This is a genomic window from Paenirhizobium selenitireducens ATCC BAA-1503 (assembly GCF_900492185.1).
GTDB classification, from domain to species: Bacteria; Pseudomonadota; Alphaproteobacteria; order Rhizobiales; family Rhizobiaceae; genus Allorhizobium; species Allorhizobium selenitireducens_A.
On record NZ_UEYP01000014.1, the window covers coordinates 69352 to 93245 of the forward strand.

The 23894-nt window shown below is 64.7% G+C and carries 19 protein-coding genes; 15 read left to right on the top strand and 4 right to left on the bottom strand.

Going from position 1 to position 23894, the window contains the following annotated elements:
- Positions 1-7 precede the first annotated feature (7 nt).
- The 5 genes from RHIZ70P_RS18730 to RHIZ70P_RS18755 all read left to right on the top strand — a co-directional run bounded on the left by RHIZ70P_RS18730 (position 8) and on the right by RHIZ70P_RS18755 (position 10010).
- The gene (locus tag RHIZ70P_RS18730) at positions 8-5467 is read left to right on the top strand and encodes an alpha-2-macroglobulin family protein (RefSeq protein WP_115672025.1); all 5460 of its coding nucleotides are present in this window, start codon (positions 8-10) and stop codon (positions 5465-5467) included.
- Positions 5464-7554, top strand: a complete 2091-nt coding sequence (pbpC, locus tag RHIZ70P_RS18735; protein WP_115671997.1) for a penicillin-binding protein 1C — start codon at positions 5464-5466, stop codon at positions 7552-7554. The genes RHIZ70P_RS18730 and pbpC overlap by 4 nt, the downstream gene beginning before the upstream one ends.
- Before the next feature lie 78 nt (positions 7555-7632).
- Positions 7633-8040 carry a hypothetical protein gene (locus RHIZ70P_RS18740; protein ID WP_115671998.1) on the top strand — a complete coding sequence of 136 codons (408 nt, stop codon included), beginning with the start codon at positions 7633-7635 and terminating at the stop codon, positions 8038-8040.
- A 99-nt stretch (positions 8041-8139) separates the two neighbouring features.
- Positions 8140-8559, top strand: coding sequence for an OsmC family protein (locus RHIZ70P_RS18745; RefSeq protein ID WP_115671999.1), 420 nt, complete (start codon positions 8140-8142; stop codon positions 8557-8559).
- A 353-nt stretch (positions 8560-8912) separates the two neighbouring features.
- Positions 8913-10010, top strand: coding sequence for a DUF475 domain-containing protein (locus RHIZ70P_RS18755; protein WP_115672026.1), 1098 nt, complete (start codon positions 8913-8915; stop codon positions 10008-10010).
- Positions 10011-10085: 75 nt separating this feature from the next.
- On the opposite strand, the gene RHIZ70P_RS23075 is transcribed toward RHIZ70P_RS18755, so the two are convergent.
- The 3 genes from RHIZ70P_RS23075 to RHIZ70P_RS18765 all read right to left on the bottom strand — a co-directional run bounded on the left by RHIZ70P_RS23075 (position 10086) and on the right by RHIZ70P_RS18765 (position 11925).
- The gene (locus tag RHIZ70P_RS23075; protein WP_181904070.1) at positions 10086-10259 is read right to left on the bottom strand and encodes a hypothetical protein; all 174 of its coding nucleotides are present in this window, start codon (positions 10257-10259) and stop codon (positions 10086-10088) included.
- Positions 10260-10321: 62 nt separating this feature from the next.
- Complete coding sequence (locus tag RHIZ70P_RS18760; protein ID WP_115672027.1) at positions 10322-10759, bottom strand: acyl-CoA thioesterase; 438 nt, start codon at positions 10757-10759, stop codon at positions 10322-10324.
- Positions 10760-10764: 5 nt separating this feature from the next.
- On the bottom strand, positions 10765-11925 hold the full coding sequence (locus RHIZ70P_RS18765; RefSeq protein ID WP_115672000.1) for an iron-containing alcohol dehydrogenase: 1161 nt from the start codon (positions 11923-11925) through the stop codon (positions 10765-10767).
- Positions 11926-12139: 214 nt separating this feature from the next.
- On the opposite strand from RHIZ70P_RS18765, the gene RHIZ70P_RS18770 reads away from it, so the two are divergent.
- Complete coding sequence (locus RHIZ70P_RS18770) at positions 12140-12760, top strand: exopolysaccharide biosynthesis protein (protein ID WP_115672001.1); 621 nt, start codon at positions 12140-12142, stop codon at positions 12758-12760.
- Positions 12761-12942: 182 nt separating this feature from the next.
- Positions 12943-14166 (top strand): YeeE/YedE family protein, encoded by a 1224-nt coding sequence (locus RHIZ70P_RS18775; protein ID WP_115672002.1) that lies wholly within the window; start codon positions 12943-12945, stop codon positions 14164-14166.
- Between the two features lie 22 nt (positions 14167-14188).
- Here the strand turns inward: RHIZ70P_RS18775 and RHIZ70P_RS18780 are convergent, their stop codons facing one another.
- Positions 14189-15130: a LysR family transcriptional regulator gene (locus RHIZ70P_RS18780; RefSeq protein ID WP_115672003.1), complete on the bottom strand. Its 942-nt coding sequence runs from the start codon at positions 15128-15130 to the stop codon at positions 14189-14191.
- A gap of 102 nt (positions 15131-15232) precedes the next feature.
- Between RHIZ70P_RS18780 and RHIZ70P_RS18785 the strand changes: the two genes are divergently transcribed.
- From RHIZ70P_RS18785 to rpe, 8 genes are read left to right on the top strand one after another with little or no spacing between them, the layout of a single operon-like run.
- The gene (locus RHIZ70P_RS18785; RefSeq protein WP_115672004.1) at positions 15233-16282 is read left to right on the top strand and encodes a class 1 fructose-bisphosphatase; all 1050 of its coding nucleotides are present in this window, start codon (positions 15233-15235) and stop codon (positions 16280-16282) included.
- Positions 16283-16292: 10 nt separating this feature from the next.
- A complete protein-coding gene (locus RHIZ70P_RS18790) occupies positions 16293-17162 on the top strand; it encodes a phosphoribulokinase (protein ID WP_115672005.1) in 870 nt (289 codons plus the stop codon).
- Positions 17163-17173: 11 nt separating this feature from the next.
- Complete coding sequence (tkt, locus tag RHIZ70P_RS18795) at positions 17174-19198, top strand: transketolase (RefSeq protein ID WP_115672006.1); 2025 nt, start codon at positions 17174-17176, stop codon at positions 19196-19198.
- Positions 19199-19247: 49 nt separating this feature from the next.
- The gene (fba, locus tag RHIZ70P_RS18800; protein WP_115672007.1) at positions 19248-20327 is read left to right on the top strand and encodes a class II fructose-bisphosphate aldolase; all 1080 of its coding nucleotides are present in this window, start codon (positions 19248-19250) and stop codon (positions 20325-20327) included.
- Positions 20328-20358: 31 nt separating this feature from the next.
- On the top strand, positions 20359-21819 hold the full coding sequence (locus RHIZ70P_RS18805) for a form I ribulose bisphosphate carboxylase large subunit (RefSeq protein ID WP_115672008.1): 1461 nt from the start codon (positions 20359-20361) through the stop codon (positions 21817-21819).
- Positions 21820-21846: 27 nt separating this feature from the next.
- A complete protein-coding gene (locus RHIZ70P_RS18810) occupies positions 21847-22239 on the top strand; it encodes a ribulose bisphosphate carboxylase small subunit (RefSeq protein WP_115672009.1) in 393 nt (130 codons plus the stop codon).
- A 15-nt stretch (positions 22240-22254) separates the two neighbouring features.
- Positions 22255-23199, top strand: coding sequence for a CbbX protein (cbbX, locus tag RHIZ70P_RS18815; RefSeq protein ID WP_115672010.1), 945 nt, complete (start codon positions 22255-22257; stop codon positions 23197-23199).
- Positions 23196-23891: a ribulose-phosphate 3-epimerase gene (rpe, locus tag RHIZ70P_RS18820; RefSeq protein WP_115672011.1), complete on the top strand. Its 696-nt coding sequence runs from the start codon at positions 23196-23198 to the stop codon at positions 23889-23891. The genes cbbX and rpe overlap by 4 nt, the downstream gene beginning before the upstream one ends.
- Positions 23892-23894 lie beyond the last annotated feature (3 nt).

The following is a 23894-nucleotide window of genomic DNA, read 5'->3' on the forward strand; positions in this document are numbered from 1 at the left end:
GGACATCATGTCCAGGCGCAGGTCCAACGGTTTCACCGCACTCTTGTTTGGCCTTCTGGCGCTTGCGCCACCCGCGCTTTCCGCCGGCGGACGCAGCGTCGTCACCACCCGCGACGGCGACTATTTTGGGTTCGACCTGAGGACAGAGCAGAACGTCTCGCTCGCCGAGTGCCAGTCGAGCTGCATCGCCGACCAGGAATGCCGGGCCTTCACCTATAATCCCAAGGTGAAATGGTGTTTCCTGAAATCCGACTTCAACCAGCTGAATACCTTCGCCGGTGCCGTTGCCGGACGCATCGTCGAGCAGGGCGCGGAACCTGATATCGGCGCACCCCAGCGGCCCGATTTCGTCTCGGACCAGTTGATGGAGGATGCCCGCCAGCAGCGCGCGGACCTCTCGCTTGGCGAAGACCAGCAGGGCTTTGGCCACAACGCCCTTCTCGACCAGGGCCGGCAAGCCATGTTTGCCGGCAATTACGAGGGCGCCCTCCATGCCTTCAAGGGCGCTCTCGCGCTCACGCCGGAAGATCCGGCCCGGTGGATCGAGGTGGCGCGCACCGCCAATTCCATCACGGGCAACAGCGAAATGACCGGCCAGGGCGTGCTCGCCGCCCTCAACGGTTTCCTGCTCACCCGCTCCACCCAGGCGCGCGCCGATGCGCTGGCCGTGCTCGCCAAGGGTCTGGAGAACTCGGAAAACTACCGCGGCGCGCTCAGTGCCTACAAGGCCAGCCTTGAACTGGTGACTGCCAAGACCGTGCAGGCCGCCTATAACGACCTGCGCGCCCGCAAGGGCTTCCGCGTCGTCAGCCACACGGTCGATGCCGACAGCCTGACGCCGCGTGCCTGCGTCGAATTCTCCGATCCATTGGTCAAGCGCGGCGTGGACTATACGCCCTTCGTCACGCTCGACGGTTCGGCTCCTAAGGCCGTCGAAGCCAAGGACAACCAGATCTGCGTCGAAGGACTGACCCACGGCGAGCGCTACAAGCTGGCGCTGCGTGCGGGCCTGCCCTCCTCCGTCGAGGAGAACCTCGAAGCCCAGGTCGATCTCGAGGTTTATGTGAAGGATCGCTCGGCCGCCGTGCGCTTCACCGGCGACAATTTCGTCCTGCCGTCGACCGCCCGGCGCGGCATTCCGATCGTCTCCGTCAACACCGAGAGCGCCAAGCTGGAGCTCTATCGGATCGGCGACCGCAATGTCGCTCCCCTGCTGGCCGCCTCGCAGTTCCTCACCCAGCTCGACGGCTATGGCGCCGACCGCATCGAAAGCGAGAGCGGCGAACTGATCTGGCAGGGAACGATCGACATTGCCAGCGAGCTCAACAAGGACGTGATCACCAGCTTCCCGGTCGACGAGGCACTGCCGAAGCGCCGCCCGGGCATCTATGTGATGACCGCAGCCGTCGCCAATACCACGAACGAGGACTGGAATACCCGGGCCACCCAGTGGTTCGTCGTCTCCGACATCGGGCTGTCGACCTTTGCCGGCACCGACGGCCTGCACGTCTTTGCCCGCTCGCTGGCAAGTGCCGCACCGCTTGCCAATGTCGACCTGCAGTTGATCGCCAAGAATAACGAAATCCTCGCCACCGCTCGCACCGATGCGGACGGCCGCGCCCGCTTCGACGCAGGCCTGATGCGCGCCGGAGCAGCGCTTGCTCCCGCCGTGATCGTCGCCCGCAAGGGGGAGGACGACAACGTCTTCCTCGACATGACACGCGCCGGCTTCGATCTCTCCGACCGCGGCGTCACCGGACGTCCGGCGCCCGGCGCCATCGACGTGCTCGCCTGGACCGAACGCGGCATCTATCGCCCCGGCGAGACGGTGCATACCGCCGCCCTGTCGCGCGACACCGAGGCCGACGCGATCGAAAGACTGCCGCTGACCTTCATCTTCAACCGCCCCGACGGGGTCGAATTCCGCCGCATGGTGGTGACCAGCGAGACGCTGGGCGGCTATTCCGCCGATCTTCCGCTGCTGGCCGACGCCATGCGCGGCACCTGGACGATCAACATCCACACCGATCCGAAGAAGGAACCGATTGCGCAGAAGGGCTTCCTGGTCGACGACTTCGTGCCGGACCGGCTGGAATTCGACATCACCAGCGAAACCAAGAGCGTCGAGCCCGGCGTTGCCGTTCCGGTTTCCGTCGACGGCCGCTACCTCTATGGCGCTCCGGCGGCCGGACTGATGCTCGAGGGTGAGGTGAACATCCGTCCGACCCGCACGAGCCCGGCCTTCGAACGCTATGTCTTCGGCCTTGCCGACGAGGAGCAGAGCGAGGAAACCCGCATCCCGCTTGAAGCACTGGAACCGCTCGACGAGGACGGCAAGACAAGTTTCGACGTCGACATCAGCGAACTGCCCTCGACCACGCAGATGCTGGAAGCCGAGATCGTACTGCGCATGGTCGAAGGCGGCGGCCGGGCCGTCGAGCGCAAGCTCACCCTGCCGGTGCGTCCCGAAGGGGCGATGATCGGCATGAAGCCGGAATTCACCGGCGACCTCGCCGAGAACTCCACCGGCCGCTTCCATGTCATCGCCGTCGGCCCCGACGGGGAAAAGCAGGCGCTTGCCGGCGCCAAGTGGAAACTCGTCAGCCTGGAACGGAATTACCAGTGGTATCGCGAGGGCTCGTCCTGGCGCTATGAACCGATCGTCACCACCAAGCAGGTGGCCGACGGCACCGTGAACATCGAAAGCGACGGCGCGGAAATCGCCGTGCCGGTCACCTGGGGCCGCTATCGCCTCGAGATCGAACAGGCGAGCGCCGGCGGCGCGGCCACCAGCGTCGAATTCGACGCCGGCTGGTTCGTCGAGGCCAGTTCGACCGAAACGCCCGACGCGCTGGAAATCGGCCTCGACAAGGAAAACTACAAGGTCGGCGACACGGCCCGGCTGAAGGTTTCCCCGCGCTTTGCCGGCGAACTGCTGCTGACCGTCGGCACCGACACGCTGGTGACCGCGAAGACCGCAAGCATTCCCGTCGTCGGCGGCGAGGTCGAAATTCCGATCACCGCCGATTTCGGCCCCGGCGCCTATGTCACCGCCACCCTGTTCCGTCCCGGTGAGGCCCAGGAAAGCCGCATGCCGATGCGCGCCATAGGCGTCACCTGGCTGACCGTCGATCCCGGCGCCGACAAGCTGGCGATCAAGCTATCGCCCCCGGAAAAGACGCTGCCGCGCCAGTCCCTTGAGATCCCGATCGAGGTGGCTGGAGCCGGCATCGGCGAGGAAGCCTATGTCATGGTCGCCGCCGTCGACGTCGGCATCCTCAACCTGACGCGTTATGAGGCGCCCGATCCGGAGACCTGGTATTTCGGCCAGCGCCGCCTGGGAATCGAGATGCGCGACCTCTACGGCCGCCTGATCGACGGCTCGCTCGGCGCGACGGGCAAGCTGCGCACCGGCGGTGACGGCGCCGAAATGCCGCTGCAGGGCAATCCGCCGAAGGAAAAGCTCGTCGCCTTCTTCTCCGGTCCGGTAAAGCTGGATGGCGAAGGCAAGGCAACCGTCAGCTTCGACATTCCGCAGTTCAACGGCACGGCCCGCGTCATGGCGGTCGCCTGGTCGAAGACAGGCGTCGGCCATGCCGAGACGGATGTGATCATCCGCGATCCGATCGTGGTGACGGCAAGCCTGCCGCGCTTCCTCGCCCCCGGCGACGTCAGCGCGCTCAGGCTCGACATCGTCGCGACCGACGCCCCGGCCGGCGACTACACGCTGGCGGTCACGCCGAGCGATCCGGTCTCGGTCGACGCAGACGATGCCACGCAGACGATCAGCCTCGAAGCCGGCGGCAAGACCACGGTGACCCTGCCGCTGACCGGCGTGCAGCCGGGCCAGGGCACCATCGACATCGCGCTTTCCGGCGGCGACGGTATTTCGCTCGACCAGCAACTGATCGTCCCGGTCAGGCCGTCCTCTCTGCCGGTCACCGAACGGCGGATCATCAACCTGGCCGCCGGCCGCAGCCTCACCGTCGACGGCGACCTTCTGGCCGACAGCCTGTTGCAGGACGCCTCGGTCAGCCTGAACGTCTCGCGCGCCGAGGGCTTCGACATCCCCGCGCTGATGATGAGCCTCGACCGCTACCCTTATGGCTGCGCCGAGCAGACCACCAGCCGTGCGCTTCCGCTCGTCTATTTCGACGAACTGCAGCCCGGCTCAGGCCTGCCCGCCGACGCCGAGATCAAGAAGCGCGTCCAGGACGCGGTCTACCGCGTGCTGTCCTACCAGTCGTCGAGCGGCAGTTTCGGCCTCTGGGCACCGGGCTATGACGACCTCTGGCTCGACGCCTATGTCAGCGACTTCCTGACCCGGGCGCGCGAACAGAAATTCGATGTACCGGACGAAGCCATGGTGCAGGCACTGGAAAACCTGCAGAACCGCATCGGCTACGACACCAACATCAAGGATCGCGGCAACGAGATCGCCTATTCGCTCTACGTGCTCGCCCGGAACCGCAAGGCCGCGATCAGCGACCTGCGCTACTATGCCGACACGATGCTCGGCGAGTTCCCGACGCCGCTGTCCAAGGCGCATCTGGCGGCCGCCCTCGCCCTCTATGGCGATGCCGAACGCTCGCGTGCCGTCTTCCTCGATGCCGCCGGCATGTCGGAGGAAGCCCGCATCCACAAGGTCAGCCTGAACCGCTCGGACTACGGCTCGTCCTTGCGCGACGCCGCCGCCGTCCTGGCGCTCGCCGCGGAAAGCCGGCCCGTGCCGCCGATCGTGCCAATGCTGGCCAAGGTGGTGAGCGAGGAACTGCGCGACAAGCGCTATCTCAGCACCCAGGAACAGACCTGGGCGCTGCTCGCCGCCCGCGCGCTCGACCAGGGCGACGAGGGCATCAGCGTCGAGGTCAACGGCGCCGACCATAGCGGCGGCTACCGCGCCAGCATTACCGGCGACGCGCTGCTCGAGCACCCTGTCACGCTGACCAACAAGAGCAGCGATCCGCTGACGGCATCGGTCACCACGGTCGCGGCACCAAGCGTGCCGCTGCCGGCAACCGAGGAAGGCTTCACCATCGCCCGCAGCTATTACACGCTGGACGGCGAGGAGGCCAATGTCAGCGAGGCCAGCCAGAACGAGCGTTATGTTGTGGTCCTCGAGGTCACCGAAACCGACGAATGGCCGGCCGAGCTGCTGATCACCGACCTCCTGCCGGCCGGCTTCGAGATCGACAATCCGAGCCTCGTCGACAGCGCCAAGCTGGCCAATTTCGACTGGATCGGCGAGACCGAAACCGCCCATCTCGAGTTCCGCAACGACCGCTTCGTCGCAGCGATCAGCCGAGGTGCCGGCGAAAACGACGCGATCACGCTCGCCTATGTGGTGCGCGCGGTGACGCCGGGCGTCTATGACCACCCCGCCGCCCATGTCGAGGACATGTATCGCCCGCAGTTCTTCGCCCGCACGGCGACGGGCCGCATGGAGGTCGTAGCGGCGGAACAATGAGGCTGGTTCGAACCATCGGCATCGCCACACTCGCCGCCTCCCTGGCGGCGGGCATGCTGGTCGTCGGCCTTCTCTGGGCGGACCGGGCGTTCCCTCCGCCGCTGGAAGGGGCCGCAAGCGTCTCTGCGGAAGTGGTAGATCGCGACGGCCGGCTGTTGCGCGCCTTTGCCACGCGGGACGGGCTTTGGCGCCTGCGGACGCGCGCCGCCGACGTCGATCCGCAGCTCCTCAAGATGCTCATCGCCTATGAGGATCGCCGCTTCGCGGACCATGCCGGGGTCGATCCCGTGGCACTTGGCCGGGCCGCGCTCCAGCTCGTCACCAATGGCCGTATCATCTCCGGCGGCTCGACCATCAGCATGCAGGTGGCACGCCTGATCGAACCACGGCGCGAGCGGTCGATCACCGCCAAGCTCATCCAGATCGCCCGGGCGATCCAGATCGAGCGGCGCCTCGGCAAGGCGGAAATCCTCGATCTCTATCTGACGCTCGCCCCATATGGCGGCAATCTGGAAGGCGTGCGGGCCGCAAGCCTTGCCTATTTCGGCAAGGAACCGCGCCGTCTTTCGGTCGCGGAGGCCGCCCTGCTCGTCGCCTTGCCGCAGCTGCCGGAACGTCGCCGACCCGATCGCCATCCGGCCACGGCCGAAGCCGCCCGCCACCGGGTTCTCGAGCGCATGCAGGCGGCCGGTGTGCTCGACGCGAGCGAGATCGCCCGTGCCGACACGAGTGCCGTTCCGACCCGGCGCGCCCAGCTGCCGGCACTGGCCGCGCACCTGGCCGAAGCCGCGCGCCAGAAGGACCCGACGGCCGAGCGCCATGAAACGACGCTGAACGCAGACATCCAGCAGAGACTGGAAACCGTCGCGCTGCATGCCTCGGCCAAGCTCGACCCCAAGGTTTCGCTCGCCCTGATGATGGCCGATGCGGAGACCGGCGAAATCCTTGCGGAAGTCGGCGCCGCCGACTATTTCGACGCCTCGCGCTCCGGCTGGATCGACATGACGCGCCAGAGCCGCTCGCCAGGCTCGACGCTGAAACCCTTCATCTATGGCCTCGCCTTCGAAGAGGGTCTCATCGCCCAGGAGACCATCGTCGAGGACCGCCCCGCCGACTTCTTCGGCTACCGCCCGAAGAATTTCGACATGACCTACCAGGGCGATGTCTCCATCCGTCAGGCGCTGCAATTGTCGCTCAACGTGCCGGCCGTTCGTCTTCTCGATGCACTCGGCCCGACCAAGCTGATGGCGCGCCTACGCCGCGGCGAGGTGACGCCGCGCCTGCCGACGGCCGAAGCGCCGGGCCTTGCGATTGCGCTCGGTGGAGCGGGCCTGTCGCTGAAGGATCTGGTCCAGCTCTATGCCGGCCTTGCCAACCGCGAGAAGCCGGTGAGGCTGGGTGACGGCATTCGCGATCTGCCCGGAGCGATCGACAGCCCGCCGCTGTTCGAACCCGTCGCCGCCTGGAATATCGCGGACGTCCTCTCCGCCGTTCTGCCGCCGCTCGGCAGCCCGAAAAGCGGCATCGCCTACAAGACCGGCACCAGCTACGGCTATCGCGACGCCTGGTCCGTGGGTTATGACGGGCGCTACCTGGTCGGCGTGTGGATCGGCCGGCCCGACAACGCCGCCATCCCCGGCATTTCCGGCTATGCCACCGCAGCCCCGGTTCTGTTCGAGGCCTTTGCGAAGTCGGGCATTGCCGGCACGCCGCTCCCCCCCGCTCCACGTGGCGCTGCCCGCATCGCCCAGGCCGAGCTCCCCATCAGTCAGCGGCGGTTCTCCATGCAGGAGAATGGCCTCATCTCCGCGTCTGCGCGCGAAAAGCCGCCACAGATCGTCTATCCGCCGGAAGGCGCCCAAGTGGAACTCGGCACCGCGCCGGACGGCACGGCCCTGCCGTTGATCCTCAAGCTGCAGGCCGGGCGCGCACCGTTTCGCTGGCTCGCCAATGGCAAGCCGCTCGCCGAGCCGACGAGGCGGCGCACCAGCGACTGGATGCCGGAAGGCTCCGGCTATTCGACGCTGACCGTGATCGACGCCACCGGCCGGGCGGCGAGCGTCGGGATTTTCATACGAAACCCCTGATCTCAGGCTGATCCAGGGCTGCGCGCACTGCGTATCCTTGAATGGACCAGGCTTGGAACCTCCAGGGAGACCGGAAAGATGACGACAGCAAAGACGATCATGGTGTTTGCGGCGCTTGCTTCTGCGCTCATTCTGACAAACCCCGCCAATGCAAACCAGAACCGCTATGACGCCGCTGAGATCAGGCAGTCTGTGATCGGCAAACGGATCTATCTGGCTGTCCCCTTCGGCGGCGAATTCCCGCTCAATTATCGCCTTAACGGACAGGTGGACGGCTCTGGCGAAGCGCTCGGCCTCGGACGCCTGGCCAAGCCCTCCGACACCGGCCGCTGGTGGATCGATGGCAACCGGCTGTGCCAGAAGTTCACCACCTGGTACAAGGGCGAGCCCATGTGCTTCGAACTCGAGCGCATCAGCGACAACAAGCTCAAATGGACGCGCAACAACGGCCAGACCGGAACAGCCCGCATCGGCAGTTCACTCTGACAACCCTCTGGCAACCCTCTGGCAGCCCCTGGTCGACGCGCTTGCCGGCCAGGCGCCTCACGGCTATGCAGAGTTGACCGTAAGCACGAGGGAAGGCAGATGCAGCAATCTAAGGTCCGGACGACCGGAGCCACCGCAAGCCTCGGGCGCACAGGCTTCCCCCATATCGTAACGCCCACCGGCGGAACACTCGACATCGTCACCGGCCCCTCGCAGCCGGGCTTCAATCCGCTGGATCTGCTCTATGCTTCGCTGGCCTCGTGCATGGCGATGAGCGCGCGCATCGCTGCCCATCGCATGGGCGTTCATGAAAACATCCGGGAAATTCGCGTCGAGGCGAGCGGCCAAAAGGCGGATGAAGGCCTGTCCCGCATCGCCCGTTTCGATATCCTCTTCACCATCGACGGCGACATCGATGCCCAAACGAGGAGGGCGATCGTTCATGACGCCGAGGAAATCTGCACCGTCAGCAACACGCTCTCCGGGAACCCAAGCCTTGACCTGCGCCTGGCGGAATAGGCCCTGGCACAGGATGCGACAGGCATTCCGATGGACGGGCGACAAAACCGCCCTATATCCGTTGTCGCGCGGTGCAAATGCGCCGAGGTCTTGACGCAAGGTCCGACTTCGGTGAAAACGTCCGGGTTCTGTGACACCTGACCATTGGTCTCCACGGATAAGCTTTGGTGCCGGGCCCCTCTGGCGAGAGTTTACGGCGCTCTCGTGATGTCGGTACCGCCAGCAATATGAGCCGGCGGATTCAAGAAAATGATATCTTCGAACATGCCAATTTTCCGCGCGTGCCGGGCGACGCGCGGCAGACCACGTCGCCTGTCCCCTTCGACAATTCAAATCAACCGGGAGACACGTCGATGAGCCAGCCCGCATCCGGAAACAACACGCTCGGCTACTTCAAGTGGGCCTTCATCGTCACGGTCGCCGGCCTCGTGCTCGGCGCCTGGCTTGGCTGGCAGACGACCGGCACGATCGGCGGCATGGCCACCGTCTTCTTCATCTGCGCCGTGCTCGCAGTCCTCGAAATCTCGCTGTCGTTCGACAACGCCATCGTCAATGCCAACAAGCTCAAGGACATGACGCCGGTCTGGCAGCATCGCTTCCTGACCTGGGGCATTGTCATTGCCGTGTTCGGCATGCGTATCGTCTTCCCGCTGCTGATCGTGGTCATCGCCGCCGGAATCGGACCGGTCGACGCCTTCATCCTGGCAGCGCGGGAACCGGCCGAATATGCCCGCATCATGAACGACGCCCACCTGCCGATCGCCGCTTTCGGCGGCACCTTCCTGATGATGGTCGGACTTACCTATTTCTTCGACCATGAGAAGGACGTGCACTGGATCGAGATGATCGAGAAGCACATGGCGCGTTCGGCGACGATCAAGGGCATCGAAATCGCCTTCGTCCTGCTGCTGATCCTGCTGTTCTCGAAACTGCTCGAAGGCGAGGAAGCCGTCACCTTCGTCTATTCCGCAATCTACGGCCTGTTGACCTTCCTCGCCGTAGAAGTGCTCGGCGGCCTTCTCGACCAGTCGCAGAAGACCATGTCGGAAGCAGCCAAGGGCGGTCTGGGCGCCTTCATCTATCTCGAAGTGCTCGATGCCAGCTTCTCCTTCGACGGCGTCATCGGTGCCTTCGCGCTCAGCCAGAATCTGTTCGTCATCGCCATCGGCCTCGGCATCGGCGCCATGTATGTGCGCTCGATGACGATCATGCTGGTCGAGAAAGGTACGTTGGCCGAATACCGCTACCTCGAGCACGGCGCCTTCTACGCGATCCTGATCCTGTCGGTCATCATGTACTGCCAGACGCTGGTGCACATCCCGGAGGTCATCACCGGCCTCGGCGGCGCCGGCCTTATCGGAGTCTCGCTGTGGTCCTCGATCCGCTACAATCGCAAGGAACGCGCCGAAGAACTGCAGCGCGAACGCGAGACGATCGCCGAAAACATCTGAGACGCCACCAGGGTCAATACAGAAAGGCCGGCGGACACCCGCCGGCCTTTCGTCATTTCAAGGGGCATTCGCCGATCAGTCGGGGCCGACGTCGGTCTTGGACGCACCCGGTTCAGGCAGCGATCCCGTACCCGGCGTCTTCATCGGGTCGGTCAGTTCCTTGCGCCCGTGCGGACCGGCCGCCGGCATATCTTCCTGGCGGCGTTCGCATTCCAACTGGGCCTGGTCGATCTCTTTATCGCGGCTCATGGCTGTCTCCTCGTTTCCATGCCTGGAGAACCGCGCCACCCACCCTCTGGTTCCAACGGTCATCAACCAATCGACAGCCGCTCCAGCACGCGACGGGTCTCCTCACCCACCGGCACCGGCCGACGTGTCGCGCGATCGACCTGCACATGGATGAAGAAACCCTCGGCAGCAGCGGCCCGTTCCCCGTGGCGAAAAAGGCCCACCTCATAGCGAACAGACGAACCGCCGAGCCGGGCCACCCGGATTCCCGCATCGACGACGTCCGGAAAGGCGATTTCCGCGAAATAGCGGCACCCCGTCTCGACGACGAGAAAGATCCGCTCGCCGCCATGGATATCGAGCACGCCCCTCTCTATCAGCAGACCGTTCACCGCCGTATCGAACAGGCTGTAGTGAATGACATTGTTCATATGGCCGTAAATGTCATTGTCGGCCCAGCGGGTCGTCAGCGTGCGGAACAGCTTGTAGGCGGAGCGATCCGCCGGACCGCGTCTCTCCATGCCGCTCACCACGCCGCCCGATAGATCGCCAATGCATCGGCTTCCCTGACATCGCGGGGATTGTTGACCAGGAGACGGCCCTGCTTCATCGCCTCGCTGGCCATGCGCGGCAGATCGGCCTCGCCGATGCCGACATCGCGCAGCCTTGTCTGGAGCCCAAGCCTTTGCGACAGGTCGGCAAGGCGCTCGATAAAGGCCGCACATCGTCCCTGCGTCCCCTGCTCCATTGCCAGATCAGGGAAGACGTCGGCAGCGATTTCGGCATAGAAACCCCCTGCCTGTGGCGCGTTGAACCGCAGGACATGTGGCAGAACCAGGGCATTGGACAATCCGTGAGGGATATGGAAGATCCCGCCGATCGGATAGGCGAGCGCATGGACCGCGGCGACCGGAGAGTTGGCGAAGGCCTGTCCCGCCAGCATCGAGCCGAGAAGCATGGCACCGCGCGCCTCCCGATTGGCCCCGTCGAACACCGCCGTCTCGATATTCGCCCCCAGGAGTTGCAGGGCCTGGCGGGCGAGCATTTTTGACAAGGGATTGTTGTTGGCATTGCGCGAGGCATAAGCCTCGATCGCGTGCACCATGGCGTCGATGCCGGTCGCTGCCGTGATTGGCGCAGGCAGGCCGAGCGTCAGGTCGGGGTCGAGCAGGGCGACGTCCGGCAGCAGGATGGGCGACGACACACCCCGCTTCTCCTCCCCACCGACCGTGATGATCGATACCGGGGTCACCTCAGAACCGGTACCGGCCGTCGTCGGCACGAGTATGAGCGGCAGGCGCGGCCCCTTCGCATTGCCGACGCCCCAGGCGGCGTCGATGTCTTCGCCGGAGCCGAGCAGCAATGCCACGACCTTGGCGACGTCGAGCGAGGAGCCGCCACCGAAGCCTATGACACCCGTCACCTCGGCCGCACGTCCGGCCTCCACCGCAGCCATCACCGTCGCAAGGGAGGGGTCCGCTTCGACCGCGTCGAACACCGTCATCCCGAGCCCGGCTTCGGCAAGCGAATGAAGCGCGGGATCGCAGAGACCGATCCGGCGCAAGCCGGGATCGGTGACAAGCAGGGGCCTTGCACCACATTTCAGGCGTGCCAGGACGCCGATCTCGTTTGCGGCTCCGGGCCGAAAAATCACCTGCGGCGTGGTGTTGAACTGAAAGGCTCGCATTCTTCCTCCTGTCCCGTCCTGTCCATGACCCGCATGCTAAAGCGTGTCGCCCCCATTGGGAACCATGGCGCGCGCATTGATAAAGAGGGAGCGGCCATCGAAACGCCCTCATCTTGTCCCAGCCTTCGGCGCACCTACATCCAAGTGTGAACATCGCAGCGGATTGGCGATGGGGCAATCAACCCGCCGACCGAAGGGCAAGGATCAAAGACCGATGGACCCCGCCTCCACCGAACAGGCAGGCACCGCTTCTACGCAACTCGCAGCGCTCGCTGAAGCGGCGAGCTTGGCGGGAACGATCACGCTCGGCGAACTCCTGGCGGCGATGGGCCGGACCAGCATTGCATTCGCCATCCTCATTCTCTCCTTGCCGGCTTTGACACCGATCCCCGGCCCTTTCGGCATGTTTTTCGGCACCTGCCTCGCCTTCGTCTCGCTGCAGATCATGGCCGGGAACCGATCCATCTGGCTGCCGGACATTTTGGCCCGCAGACGGCTTTCGGCGGGCACGGTCGAACTGGTGGTGCGCCACACCGCACCCCTCGTCAAACGGGTCGAAACCATCCTCCGGCGCGATCGCATGAGACCGCTGACCGGGCGAACCGCCGAGACCTTGCTCGGCATCCCCGTCTTCCTGCTGGCCGTGGCCGTGGCACTGCCCATTCCGTTCGGCAATGTTCTCCCCGTGGCAGCACTGGTGGTGATCGCCATGGGATTGATGGAACGGGATGGGCTGGCCACCCTCTTCGGCATCGTGCTGGCCGCCGTGGCGCTCAGCACCACCGGAGGCCTGATCTACGGCACCGCCGCGGCCTTTGGCTGGGCTGCGGGCTAAGGGAAGAGAACAAGCCGGAACGCCTCTGCCGACCGGACTTGCCGGCAGCCCGGTACAATTATCCACTGACTTTGGCCAACGCGCAAAACTGGGTGCCGATCCGGCGCCGGCGAAGAACAGGGTTTCTCGTGAAAGCGGGCCACAGGACATAGGATCGCGACCTCAACATCAGGAGCCTTTCCATGTCCACAGTCGCATCTCCGCTGAGCGCGCCCGAACGGCAGCCGCTGCTCGGCACCCCCGGCCTCGGCGCTCTCGCCCTCCTCGTTCTGGGCACCCTCTTGCTCGGTTACGCCTATGGCGTGAAACAGGGCGCGCTGTTCCTCGTCGGCGGCGGCCTCGGCATTGCCCTCTATCATGCAGCCTTCGGCTTCACCTCGGCCTGGCGCGTCTTCATCATGGACGGTCGCGGTCGCGGCCTGCGCGTGCAGATGATCTTGCTGGCGCTGGCCGTCATCCTGTTCTTTCCCTTCCTGGCCAGCGGCACGCTGTTCGGCAATCCGGTCAAGGGCTTCGTCTCGCCGCTCGGCACCTCCGTCCTGGCGGGCGCCTTCATGTTCGGCATCGGCATGCAGCTCGGCGGCGGCTGCGCCTCAGGCACCCTGTTCACCGCCGGCGGCGGCAATGCCCGCATGCTGGTGACGCTTTTGTTCTTCATCATCGGCTCGGTGGTCGCGACGATCCATTTCGACTGGTGGGTCGCCCTGCCGTCGCTGCCGCCTGTTTCGCTGGTCGAGAATTTTGGCGCCGCCGGTGGCATCCTTGTCTCTCTCGTCCTCTTTGCCGCCATCGCCGCCGTCACCATCCTGGTCGAGAAGCGCCGCCACGGCGCTCTGGAAAATGAACCGGTCTCGAAGCGACAGGGCGTGTCGCGCCTGCTGCGTGGTCCCTGGCCGCTGGTCGCCGGTGCGGTCGCCCTCGTGCTCCTCAACTTCGCGACGCTCGCGCTGGCCGGCCGCCCCTGGGGCATCACCTCGGCCTTCGCGCTGTGGGGTGCGAAGGGTGCGCAGCTGATCGGCATCGACCCCTCCGCCTGGGCCTATTGGCAGCTTCCGCCGAATGCCAAGGCGCTCAGCGAAAGCGTGTTCGCCGACATCACCTCGGTTATGGACTTCGGTGTCATCGTCGGTGCGATGCTGGCTGCGGCACTGGCCGGCAAGTTCGCCCCCAGCCTTGATATTCCGCTGCGCTCGGTGCTTGCCGCCGTGATCGGCGGCCTGCTGCTCGGCTATGGCGCGCGCATCGCCTATGGCTGCAACATCGGCGCCTATTTCTCCGGCATCGCTTCGGGCAGCCTGCACGGCTGGCTCTGGGCCGTGTTCGCCTTTGCCGGCAACATGGTCGGCGTGAAGCTCCGCCCCTATTTCTTCTTCGAGAAGAAGGTCCTGTCGCGCGCCGACGGCTGATCAGCCGGCAGCGGGAACGCTCTTAGCCGAAAGCGTTGGCGGGATAGGGCTTCGTCACCACCGGCAGGTGGCGCGCCCCTTCCGCCAGCAGAAAACGCTCGAAGGCCTGCATGGCCGGATTGGTCGCGCGGTCCGTGCGCGACACGCTGAACCACTGCCGCCGGATCGGCGTGTCCACCACATCGAGAATGATGAGACGGCCGAGCTTGACTTCCTGCTCAATGGTATGTGCCGAAATGAAGGCGAGGCCGAGCCCGGCGATGACCGCCTGTTTGATCGTCTCGTTCGACCCCATTTCCGTACCCAGCTCCTCCAGCCGTCGCGGCACCTCGCTGAGGAAGATCTCCAGCGAGATCCGCGTGCCCGATCCGCTTTCCCGCACCAGGAATTGCTCCTGGGCGATCCGCTCGCGAGAAATGTCGAGAACACCCGCCAGCGGATGGCCGGCCGGCGCGATGAAGACCAGTGGATGATCGCCGAACATCTGAGAGCGAACGTCGAAATCGCGCGGCGGACGGCCCATAAGGGCGATATCGACCTCGTGATCGCGAAGCTTCTGGATGATCTCCGCACGGTTGCCGATGAAGAGATTGATCTCGATCCCCGGCACCTGCTTGCGAAAGGCTGCAATCAATTGCGGCGCGAAATACTTGCCCGTCGACACCACACCGAGCCTCAGGCGCCCGCTTCGCAAGCCCCTCATCGCATCGATCGAGTCCGCAAGAGCCGACAGGTTCTCCTCGATCGCATGCGCCGCCTCGAGAAAGGCAAGACCAAAGGTCGTCGGCACCATACCCTCGCGGGTCCGGTCGAAGAGCGATACGCCCGTGTCGCGTTCCAATTGCTGGATCTGCAGGGTCAGCGCGGGCCCGGTCAGACCCAGTTCGCCGGCGGCGAGATTGATCTTGCCCAGCCGACTGACGGCTTCGATGGTTCGCAGTTGGCGGAGGGTCACATTGCGCATATTAGTAAGTAAATATTTCTAACTGAGTTAGTCAATATAATAAAATTTACAAACTTTGGTAATCCGCCATTCTTCTCCCGACACTTGATGGGAGGAGACATCATGTCAGGGGCAACACTCGAGGCATATCTCGTTTCATGCATCGCCACGCGCGATGAAACGGCACGCGACGTAGCCGCCGTCATACAGCGGCTGGCAACCGCGGCCCTGGATGTTCGCAAGCTTGTCGGCCAGGGCGCACTCAGCGCGCACCTCCACGGCCTGCGCGGCGCCTCGAACAGCGACGGCGACATGCAGAAGGAAATGGACGTCATCTGCGACGACCTTTTCCTCTCCTCGCTGCAGGGCGCGCCGGTCGCCTTCTATGCATCGGAAGAGCTGGAGCATCCCGTCTCGCTTAATCCCGAGGCAAGGCTTGCCGTTGCCATCGATCCGCTCGACGGCTCGTCGAACATCGACACCAATGTCTCGGTCGGCACGGTCTTCTCGATCCTTCCGGCCCTCACGAACGCCGAGCACGACCCGATGCCGACATTCCTGCAGCCGGGCACCCGCCAGCTGGCGGCCGGTTTTTTCATCTACGGGCCCCAGACGGCGCTGGTCTTGTCGCTCGGCAAGGGCACGGAGATCTTCATCTTCTCGAGCCGCCTCGGTTGCTTCGTACAAGGCTACAAGTCCGTCAGCATTGCCGACCGCGCCCACGAATTCGCCATCAACGCCTCGAACTACCGCCACTGGGAAGAGGCGATCCGCCTCTATGTGGACGACTGCCTTGCCGGTGCCGAAGGCCCGCGTGAGCGCGACTTCAACATGCGCTGGATCGCCTCCCTGGTCGCCGATGCCTACCGCATCCTCGTGCGGGGCGGCATCTTCCTTTATCCGGCCGACAGCCGTAGGGGCTATTCCCAGGGCCGGTTGAGACTGGTCTACGAGGCCAATCCGATCGCCTTCCTTGTCGAGAATGCCGGCGGTGCGGCGACCAATGCCGTCACCCGCATCCTAGAGATCGAGCCGGAGAGCCTTCACCAGCGCGTGCCGCTGGTGTTCGGCTCGCGCCGCGAGGTGGCACGCGTCGCCCGCTACCATGTCGACCCCACCATGATCGGTGAACGCGCGCCGCTGTTCGGCAAGCGCGGCCTGTTCCGCGCCTGAGGAGAAACCAATGTCAGCAAAATACCCGATCATTTCGATCACCGGCTCGTCCGGCGCCGGCACCACCACCGTCAAGGACACCTTCGAGAAGATCTTCAAGCGCGAGAACATCTCCGCCTCGTTCATCGAGGGCGATGCCTTCCATCGCTACGACCGCGAGGCGATGAAGAAGAAGGTCGCCGAGGAAAAGGCCAAGGGCAACGACTTCACCCATTTCGCCGCCGACGCCAACGAACTGGCAATCCTGGAGAACGTATTCTCAGAATATGGCCGCCGCGGCGTCGGCCGCACCCGCCATTACATCCACGACGATGCGGAGGCGGCGAAATACGGAGCAGCCCCCGGGACCTTCACGGAATGGGAGGAGTTCAAGGGCAGCGATCTCTTGTTCTACGAAGGACTTCACGGCTGCGCGGTGACCGAGGACCTCAACCTCGCCCAGCATTGCGACCTGAAGATCGGCGTCGTGCCCGTCATCAATCTCGAATGGATCCAGAAGATCCATCGCGACAAGGCGACCCGCGGCTATTCGACCGAAGCCGTCACCGACACCATCCTTCGCCGCATGCCGGACTATGTCCACTACATCTGCCCGCAATTCTCGCAGACGGACATCAACTTCCAACGCGTGCCGATCGTCGACACCTCCAACCCGTTCATCGCCCGCTGGATTCCGACGCCGGCGGAATCGATCCTGGTGATCCGCTTCACCAATCCGCGCGGCATTGATTTCCCCTATCTGCTGTCGATGCTGCAGAACAGCTTCATGTCGCGCGCCAATTCGATCGTCGTGCCCGGCGACAAGCTCGACCTCGCCATGCAGCTGATTTTCACCCCGCTCATCCACAAGCTGCTCGAACGCAAGCACCGCATGTCGTGAGGAGGACAGCCATGAACATTTCGCAGAAGATCGAGACCACTGCCGCGGTGTCCGAGCAGGCCATGGCGAACGCCATCCGCTTCCTCGCCATGGATGCCGTGCAGAAGGCCAATTCCGGGCACCCCGGCATGCCGATGGGCATGGCGGATGCGGTGACCGTGCTGTTCAACCGCTTCATCAGGGTCGATCCGTCCAAACCCGACTGGCCCGACCGCGATCGTTTCGTGTTGTCCGCCGGCCACGGCTCCATGCTGCTCTACGCAATCCATCACCTGATCGGCTTTGCCGACATGCCGATGACGGAGCTCGCCGCCTTCCGGCAAATGGGCTCGAAGACCGCCGGCCATCCGGAATATGGTCATGCGCTCGGCATCGAGACGACCACCGGCCCGCTCGGCCAGGGCATCGCCACCGCCGTCGGCATGGCGATCGCCGAACAGATGATGGCCGCCCGCTTCGGTTCGTCGCTCTCAGATCACTTCACCTATGTCGTCGCCGGCGACGGCTGCCTCCAGGAGGGGATCAGCCACGAGGCGATCGACCTGGCCGGACACCTGAAGTTGCGCAAACTCGTCGTGCTGTGGGACGACAACCACATCTCCATCGACGGCGCGACCGAGCTTTCCACCTCCATGGACCAACTCGCCCGCTTCCGTGCCGCCGGCTGGGACGCACAAGCCGTGGACGGCCATGATCCGGAAGCGGTCGCCAAGGCGATCGAGCGTGCCCGCAAGAGCCGCAAGCCATCGCTGATCGCCTGCCGCACGCGGATCGGCAAGGGGGCCGCCAGCATGGAAGGATCGCACAAGACCCATGGCGCCGCCCTCGGCGACAAGGAAATCGCCGCCACGCGGGAAAAGCTTGGCTGGCCCCATCCGCCCTTCTTCATCCCGTCCGACATCAAGTCGGCGTGGGAAGGCGTGGCCATCCGGGGCAAGGCTGTCCGAACAGCCTGGGAAATTCGCAGGGAGACATCCCGCTCGCGCAAGCGCTATGAGCAGACCATCGGCCGCGATCTCGGCGCCGAGGTCGGGCGTCGGCTGGCGAAGTTCCGTGCAGAGCACCAGACGAAATCCACCAAGGTCGCAACACGCCAGGCTTCGCAAATGGCGCTGGAAGTAATCAACGGCGCGACAGACCTGACGATCGGCGGCTCGGCGGATCTCACCGGTTCCAACCTCACCATGACCTCGCAGACGGCCCCGATCGCCGCCGGCAACTTCAAGGGTCGCTACCTGCACTATGGCATCCGCGAGCACGGCATGGCAGCCGCGATGAACGGCATCGCGCTGCATGGCGGCTTCATCCCCTATGGCGGCACCTTTCTCGTGTTCTCCGACTATGCCCGGGGCGGGATGCGGCTCTCGGCGCTGATGGGCCTGCCGGTCGTCTACGTGCTGACCCATGATTCCATCGGCCTTGGCGAAGACGGACCGACCCACCAGCCGGTCGAGCATCTCGCCATGCTGCGCGCGACGCCGAACCTCAACGTTTTCCGCCCGGCTGATATCATCGAGACGGCCGAATGCTGGGAGATTGCGCTCACCGAAAAGGCGACGCCGAGCGTGCTGGCACTCTCCCGCCAGGCCCTGCCCATGCTGCGCACCGTCCCCGGCGACGAGAACCTCTCCGCCCGCGGCGCCTATGTCTTGCGGGAAGCCAAGGGGCCACGCGACGTGACGCTTCTCGCCACCGGCTCCGAGGTCGAGATCGCTGTCGCTGCGGCCGACAAGCTCCGCTCCGAAAAAGGCATAGAGGCGGCCGTCGTCTCGATGCCAAGCTGGGAGAAGTTCGAAGCGCAGGACGAGGCCTACCAGAACAAGACCCTCGGCGGCGCGCCACGCATCGCCATCGAGGCCGCCGGCCGGCTCGGCTGGGACCGCTGGATGGGATCGCGCGGCAGCTTCATCGGCATGCAGGGCTTTGGCGCTTCGGCCCCGGCTGGCGAACTCTACAAGCATTTCGGCATCACCGCCGAGCATGTCGTCGCGGAAGCCCTGCGGCTTGCCGGCCACAATAAGGGTGGGCGCAAATGATGACAAGAACCTCCAATCCCACCCCCGCACACAGAGAGGACGCCTGACCATGGCCCGCATCACGCTTCGTCAATTGCTCGACCATGCCGCCGAACGCGGTTACGGCGTGCCTGCCTTCAACATCAACAACATGGAGCAGGGCCTCGCCATCATGCAGGCGGCCAAGGCCTGCGATGCGCCGGTCATCCTGCAGGCCTCGCGCGGCGCCCGCTCGTATGCCAACGACATCATGCTGGCCAAGATGATGGAAGCGCTGGAACTGATGTATCCGGACATTCCGCTCTGCATCCACCAGGATCATGGCGACCGGGTCTCCACCTGCCTGTCCGCAATCCAGCACGGCTTCACCTCGGTGATGATGGACGGCTCGCTGAAAGAGGACGCCAAGACGCCTGCCGACTATGCCTACAATGCCGGCATCACCGCCGAAGTGGCGCGTCTGGCCCATATGGTCGGCGTCTCGGTCGAAGGCGAACTCGGCTGCCTGGGTTCGCTCGAGACCGGCCATGGCGAGGCCGAGGACGGCCATGGTTTCGAAGGCGCGCTAGACCGCTCGCAATTGCTGACCGATCCCGACGAAGCCGCCCGCTTCGTCGCCGAGACCGGCGTCGATGCGCTGGCGGTCGCGATCGGCACCTCGCACGGCGCCTACAAGTTTACCCGCAAGCCGACCGGCGAAGTGCTCGCCATGGACGTGATCGAGAACATCCACCGCCGGCTTCCCGACACCCATATCGTCATGCACGGCTCCTCCTCGGTCCCTGAGGAATGGCAGGAGATCTTCAACGCCCATGGCGGCGAGATGCGCGAGACCTATGGCGTGCCGGTCGAGGAGATCGTCCGCGGCATCCGCTTCGGCGTGCGCAAGGTCAATATCGACACCGACCTGCGCCTGGCCGCCGCCGCCGAATTCCGCCGTGTCGCCGATACTCGCCGCGACGAATTCGACCCGCGCAAGTTCCTCAAACCCGCCATGGATGCCATGGCCTCCGTCTGCAAGGCCCGATTCGAGGCCTTCGGCACGGCGGGCAATGCGTCGCGCATCAAGGTCATCCCGATGAGCGACATGGCCAAACGCTATGCGAGCGGCAGCCTGAAACCCTCAAACGCGCGGTCTGAAGCCGCCTGAACTCCCATCCGACCAAGGAAAGGACAGTGCCATGAACGCCGATGCGAAAACCGAGATCAAGGGCAAGGAACGCTACAGGGCGGGCGTCCTGAAATATGCCCAGATGGGCTACTGGGACGGCCACTACGAGCCGAAGGACACCGACCTGATCGCTCTCTTCCGCATCACGCCGCAGGACGGCGTCGATCCGATCGAAGCGGCGGCCGCCGTTGCCGGCGAGAGCTCGACCGCCACATGGACGGTCGTGTGGACCGACCGCCTCACCGCCTGCGACCAGTACCGCGCCAAGGCCTACCGGGTTGATCCGGTGCCGGGAACGCCCGGGCAGTACTTCTGCTACGTCGCCTATGACCTGATCCTGTTCGAGGAAGGCTCGATCGCCAACCTGACGGCCTCGATCATCGGCAATGTCTTCTCGTTCAAGCCGCTGAAGGCTGCCAGGCTCGAGGACATGCGCTTCCCCGTCGCCTATGTGAAGACCTTCAAGGGACCGCCGACCGGCATCGTCGTCGAGCGCGAACGGCTCGACAAGTTCGGCAAACCGCTGCTCGGCGCCACCACCAAGCCGAAGCTCGGCCTGTCCGGCAAGAACTACGGCCGCGTCGTCTACGAAGGCTTGAAGGGCGGCCTCGACTTCATGAAGGACGACGAGAACATCAACTCGCAACCCTTCATGCATTGGCGCGACCGCTTCCTATACTGCATGGAGGCCGTCAACCATGCCTCCGCCGTCACCGGTGAGGTCAAGGGCCACTATCTCAACATCACCGCCGGCACGATGGAGGAAATGTACCGCCGCGCCGAATTCGCCAAGGAACTCGGCTCGGTCATCGTCATGGTCGACCTGATCGTCGGCTGGACGGCGATCCAGTCGATCTCGGAATGGTGCCGGCAGAACGACATGATCCTGCACATGCACCGCGCCGGCCACGGCACCTATACGCGCCAGAAGAACCACGGCATCTCGTTCCGCGTCATCGCCAAGTGGCTGCGTCTGGCCGGCGTCGACCACCTGCATGCCGGCACCGCCGTCGGCAAGCTGGAAGGCGATCCGATGACCGTACAGGGCTACTACAATGTGTTGCGCGAAACGAAGAACGAAGTCGACCTGCAACGCGGCCTCTTCTTCGAGCAGGACTGGGGCGACATCAAGAAGGTCATGCCGGTCGCCTCGGGCGGCATCCATGCCGGCCAGATGCACCAGTTGCTGGACCTGTTCGGCGACGACGTGGTGCTGCAGTTCGGCGGCGGCACGATCGGTCACCCGATGGGCATCCAGGCCGGTGCGGCCGCCAACCGGGTCGCACTCGAAGCCATGGTGCTCGCCCGCAACGAGGGCCGCGACATCGCCAATGAGGGTCCGGAAATTCTGAGGGCCGCCGCCAAGTGGTGCAAGCCGCTCGAAGCTGCCCTCGATACCTGGGGCAATATCAGCTTCAACTACACCTCGACCGACACGTCGGACTTCGTTCCGAGCGTAAGCGTCCTCTGACAGGGCGAGAGAAAAGGAGAAACGACAATGCGTATCACCCAAGGCTGCTTCTCGTTCCTGCCGGACCTGACGGACGAGCAGATCACCGCGCAGGTGGAATACTGCCTGCGCAAGGGCTGGGCGATCGGCGTCGAGTACACCGACGATCCCCATCCCCGCAACACCTATTGGGAAATGTGGGGCAATCCCATGTTCGACCTGAAGGACGCCAAGGGCGTGATGATGGAGCTCGACGATTGCCGCAAGGCCAATCCCCAGCATTACATCCGCCTCAATGCCTTCGATTCCCATCGCGGTTTCGAGACGGTGACGATGTCCTTCATCGTCAACCGCCCGGACAAGGAGCCGGATCTCCGGATGGTGCGGACCGACGGTCCGGGCCGCTCCCAGCATTACTCCTGGTCGACCACGACGAACTGACGAAAGGACGAGACAATGGCAATGCCCGAGACAACCGTGACGCAGGAGAGCTTGCCGACTTCGGTCGACCTCGCCGAGGAATACCGGACCTCGGGCGTCGCCGAGATCCTCGAAGAACTCGACCGCGACCTTGTAGGCCTGAAACCCGTGAAGCGGCGGATCCGCGAGACGGCGGCGTTGCTGCTGGTCGAGCGCGCCCGCCGCGCCATGGGACTTTCCCATGAACCGCCGTCTTTGCACATGAGCTTCACCGGCAATCCCGGCACCGGCAAGACGACGGTGGCGCTGCGCATGGCGAACCTGCTCCATCGCCTCGGTTATATCCGCAAGGGGCACCTCGTCTCGGTGACGCGCGACGACCTGGTCGGCCAGTATATCGGTCACACCGCGCCGAAGACCAAGGAAATCCTCAAGAAGGCCATGGGTGGCGTGCTGTTCATCGACGAGGCCTACTACCTCTACCGGCCCGACAACGAACGCGACTATGGCCAGGAGGCGATCGAGATCCTGCTGCAGGTGATGGAGAACAACCGCGACGACCTGGTGGTGATCCTCGCCGGCTATTCCGACCGCATGGATCGCTTCTTCGAAAGCAATCCGGGCTTTCGCTCGCGCATCGCTCATCACATCGACTTCCCCGACTATGCAAACGAGGAACTGCTGTCGATCGCCGAGACCATGCTGGAGAGGCAGGGATACCACCTCGACGCCGAGGCGACGGATGTGATGACCGACTACATCGCCCGCCGGCGCAGCCAGCCGCATTTCGCCAATGCGCGGTCCATCCGCAACGCGCTCGACCGGGCGCGGCTGCGACAGGCCAACCGCCTGTTCGAGGAGGCCAAGGGACCGGTCAATGCCGAGCAGCTGTCCACGATCATCGGTCGTGACATTGCCGCCAGCCGTGTCTTTGCCATGAAACCGCCCACACCCTCCGAGCCTCGTCAGGAGACAGCATGAGCCAGAAAACCATCATCGCGCCCTCGGTCCTGTCCGCCGACTTCTCGCGCCTTGGCGAGGAAGTCGAAGCCGTCTGCCGGGCCGGGGCAGACTGGATTCATCTCGACGTGATGGACGGCCATTTCGTGCCCAACATCACCTTCGGCCCGCCGGTGATCAAGGCGATCCGCAATCGCACCGACAAGGTGTTCGACTGCCACCTGATGATCGAGCCCGTCGATGCCTTTCTCTCAGCCTTCGCCGATGCCGGCTGCGACATCGTCACCGTCCATGCCGAGGCGACCACCCATCTCGACCGCTCGCTGCAGGCGATCCGCGACCTCGGCTGCAAGGCCGGCGTCTCGCTCAACCCCTCGACGCCGGAAACCGTCATCGAATACGTCCTCGACCGCCTCGATCTCGTCCTGCTGATGACCGTCAATCCCGGCTTCGGCGGCCAGGCCTTCATCCCGGCCGTGGTGGACAAGGTCGCACGCATCAAGGCGATGATCGGCAATCGCCCGATCGTGATCGAAATCGACGGCGGCGTGACGCCCGAGACCGCGCCGCTCGTCGCCCGGGCCGGCGCCGACATCCTCGTCGCCGGCTCGGCGGTCTTCAAGGGCGGAGCGGATGCCTATGCCGGCAATATCGCCGCCCTGCGCCACGCCGCAGACAACGCGACCCGTCCCCTGGTCCAGAACGAAAGGTAGCTC

Coding starts and splice junctions, on each gene's coding strand:
- RHIZ70P_RS18730 (WP_115672025.1), top strand. CDS start 8: ATGTCCAGGCGCAGGTCCAACGGTTTCACCGCACTCTTGTTTGGCCTT.
- pbpC (WP_115671997.1), top strand. CDS start 5,464: ATGAGGCTGGTTCGAACCATCGGCATCGCCACACTCGCCGCCTCCCTG.
- RHIZ70P_RS18740 (WP_115671998.1), top strand. CDS start 7,633: ATGACGACAGCAAAGACGATCATGGTGTTTGCGGCGCTTGCTTCTGCG.
- RHIZ70P_RS18745 (WP_115671999.1), top strand. CDS start 8,140: ATGCAGCAATCTAAGGTCCGGACGACCGGAGCCACCGCAAGCCTCGGG.
- RHIZ70P_RS18755 (WP_115672026.1), top strand. CDS start 8,913: ATGAGCCAGCCCGCATCCGGAAACAACACGCTCGGCTACTTCAAGTGG.
- RHIZ70P_RS23075 (WP_181904070.1), bottom strand. CDS start 10,259: ATGAGCCGCGATAAAGAGATCGACCAGGCCCAGTTGGAATGCGAACGC.
- RHIZ70P_RS18760 (WP_115672027.1), bottom strand. CDS start 10,759: ATGGAGAGACGCGGTCCGGCGGATCGCTCCGCCTACAAGCTGTTCCGC.
- RHIZ70P_RS18765 (WP_115672000.1), bottom strand. CDS start 11,925: ATGCGAGCCTTTCAGTTCAACACCACGCCGCAGGTGATTTTTCGGCCC.
- RHIZ70P_RS18770 (WP_115672001.1), top strand. CDS start 12,140: ATGGACCCCGCCTCCACCGAACAGGCAGGCACCGCTTCTACGCAACTC.
- RHIZ70P_RS18775 (WP_115672002.1), top strand. CDS start 12,943: ATGTCCACAGTCGCATCTCCGCTGAGCGCGCCCGAACGGCAGCCGCTG.
- RHIZ70P_RS18780 (WP_115672003.1), bottom strand. CDS start 15,130: ATGCGCAATGTGACCCTCCGCCAACTGCGAACCATCGAAGCCGTCAGT.
- RHIZ70P_RS18785 (WP_115672004.1), top strand. CDS start 15,233: ATGTCAGGGGCAACACTCGAGGCATATCTCGTTTCATGCATCGCCACG.
- RHIZ70P_RS18790 (WP_115672005.1), top strand. CDS start 16,293: ATGTCAGCAAAATACCCGATCATTTCGATCACCGGCTCGTCCGGCGCC.
- tkt (WP_115672006.1), top strand. CDS start 17,174: ATGAACATTTCGCAGAAGATCGAGACCACTGCCGCGGTGTCCGAGCAG.
- fba (WP_115672007.1), top strand. CDS start 19,248: ATGGCCCGCATCACGCTTCGTCAATTGCTCGACCATGCCGCCGAACGC.
- RHIZ70P_RS18805 (WP_115672008.1), top strand. CDS start 20,359: ATGAACGCCGATGCGAAAACCGAGATCAAGGGCAAGGAACGCTACAGG.
- RHIZ70P_RS18810 (WP_115672009.1), top strand. CDS start 21,847: ATGCGTATCACCCAAGGCTGCTTCTCGTTCCTGCCGGACCTGACGGAC.
- cbbX (WP_115672010.1), top strand. CDS start 22,255: ATGGCAATGCCCGAGACAACCGTGACGCAGGAGAGCTTGCCGACTTCG.
- rpe (WP_115672011.1), top strand. CDS start 23,196: ATGAGCCAGAAAACCATCATCGCGCCCTCGGTCCTGTCCGCCGACTTC.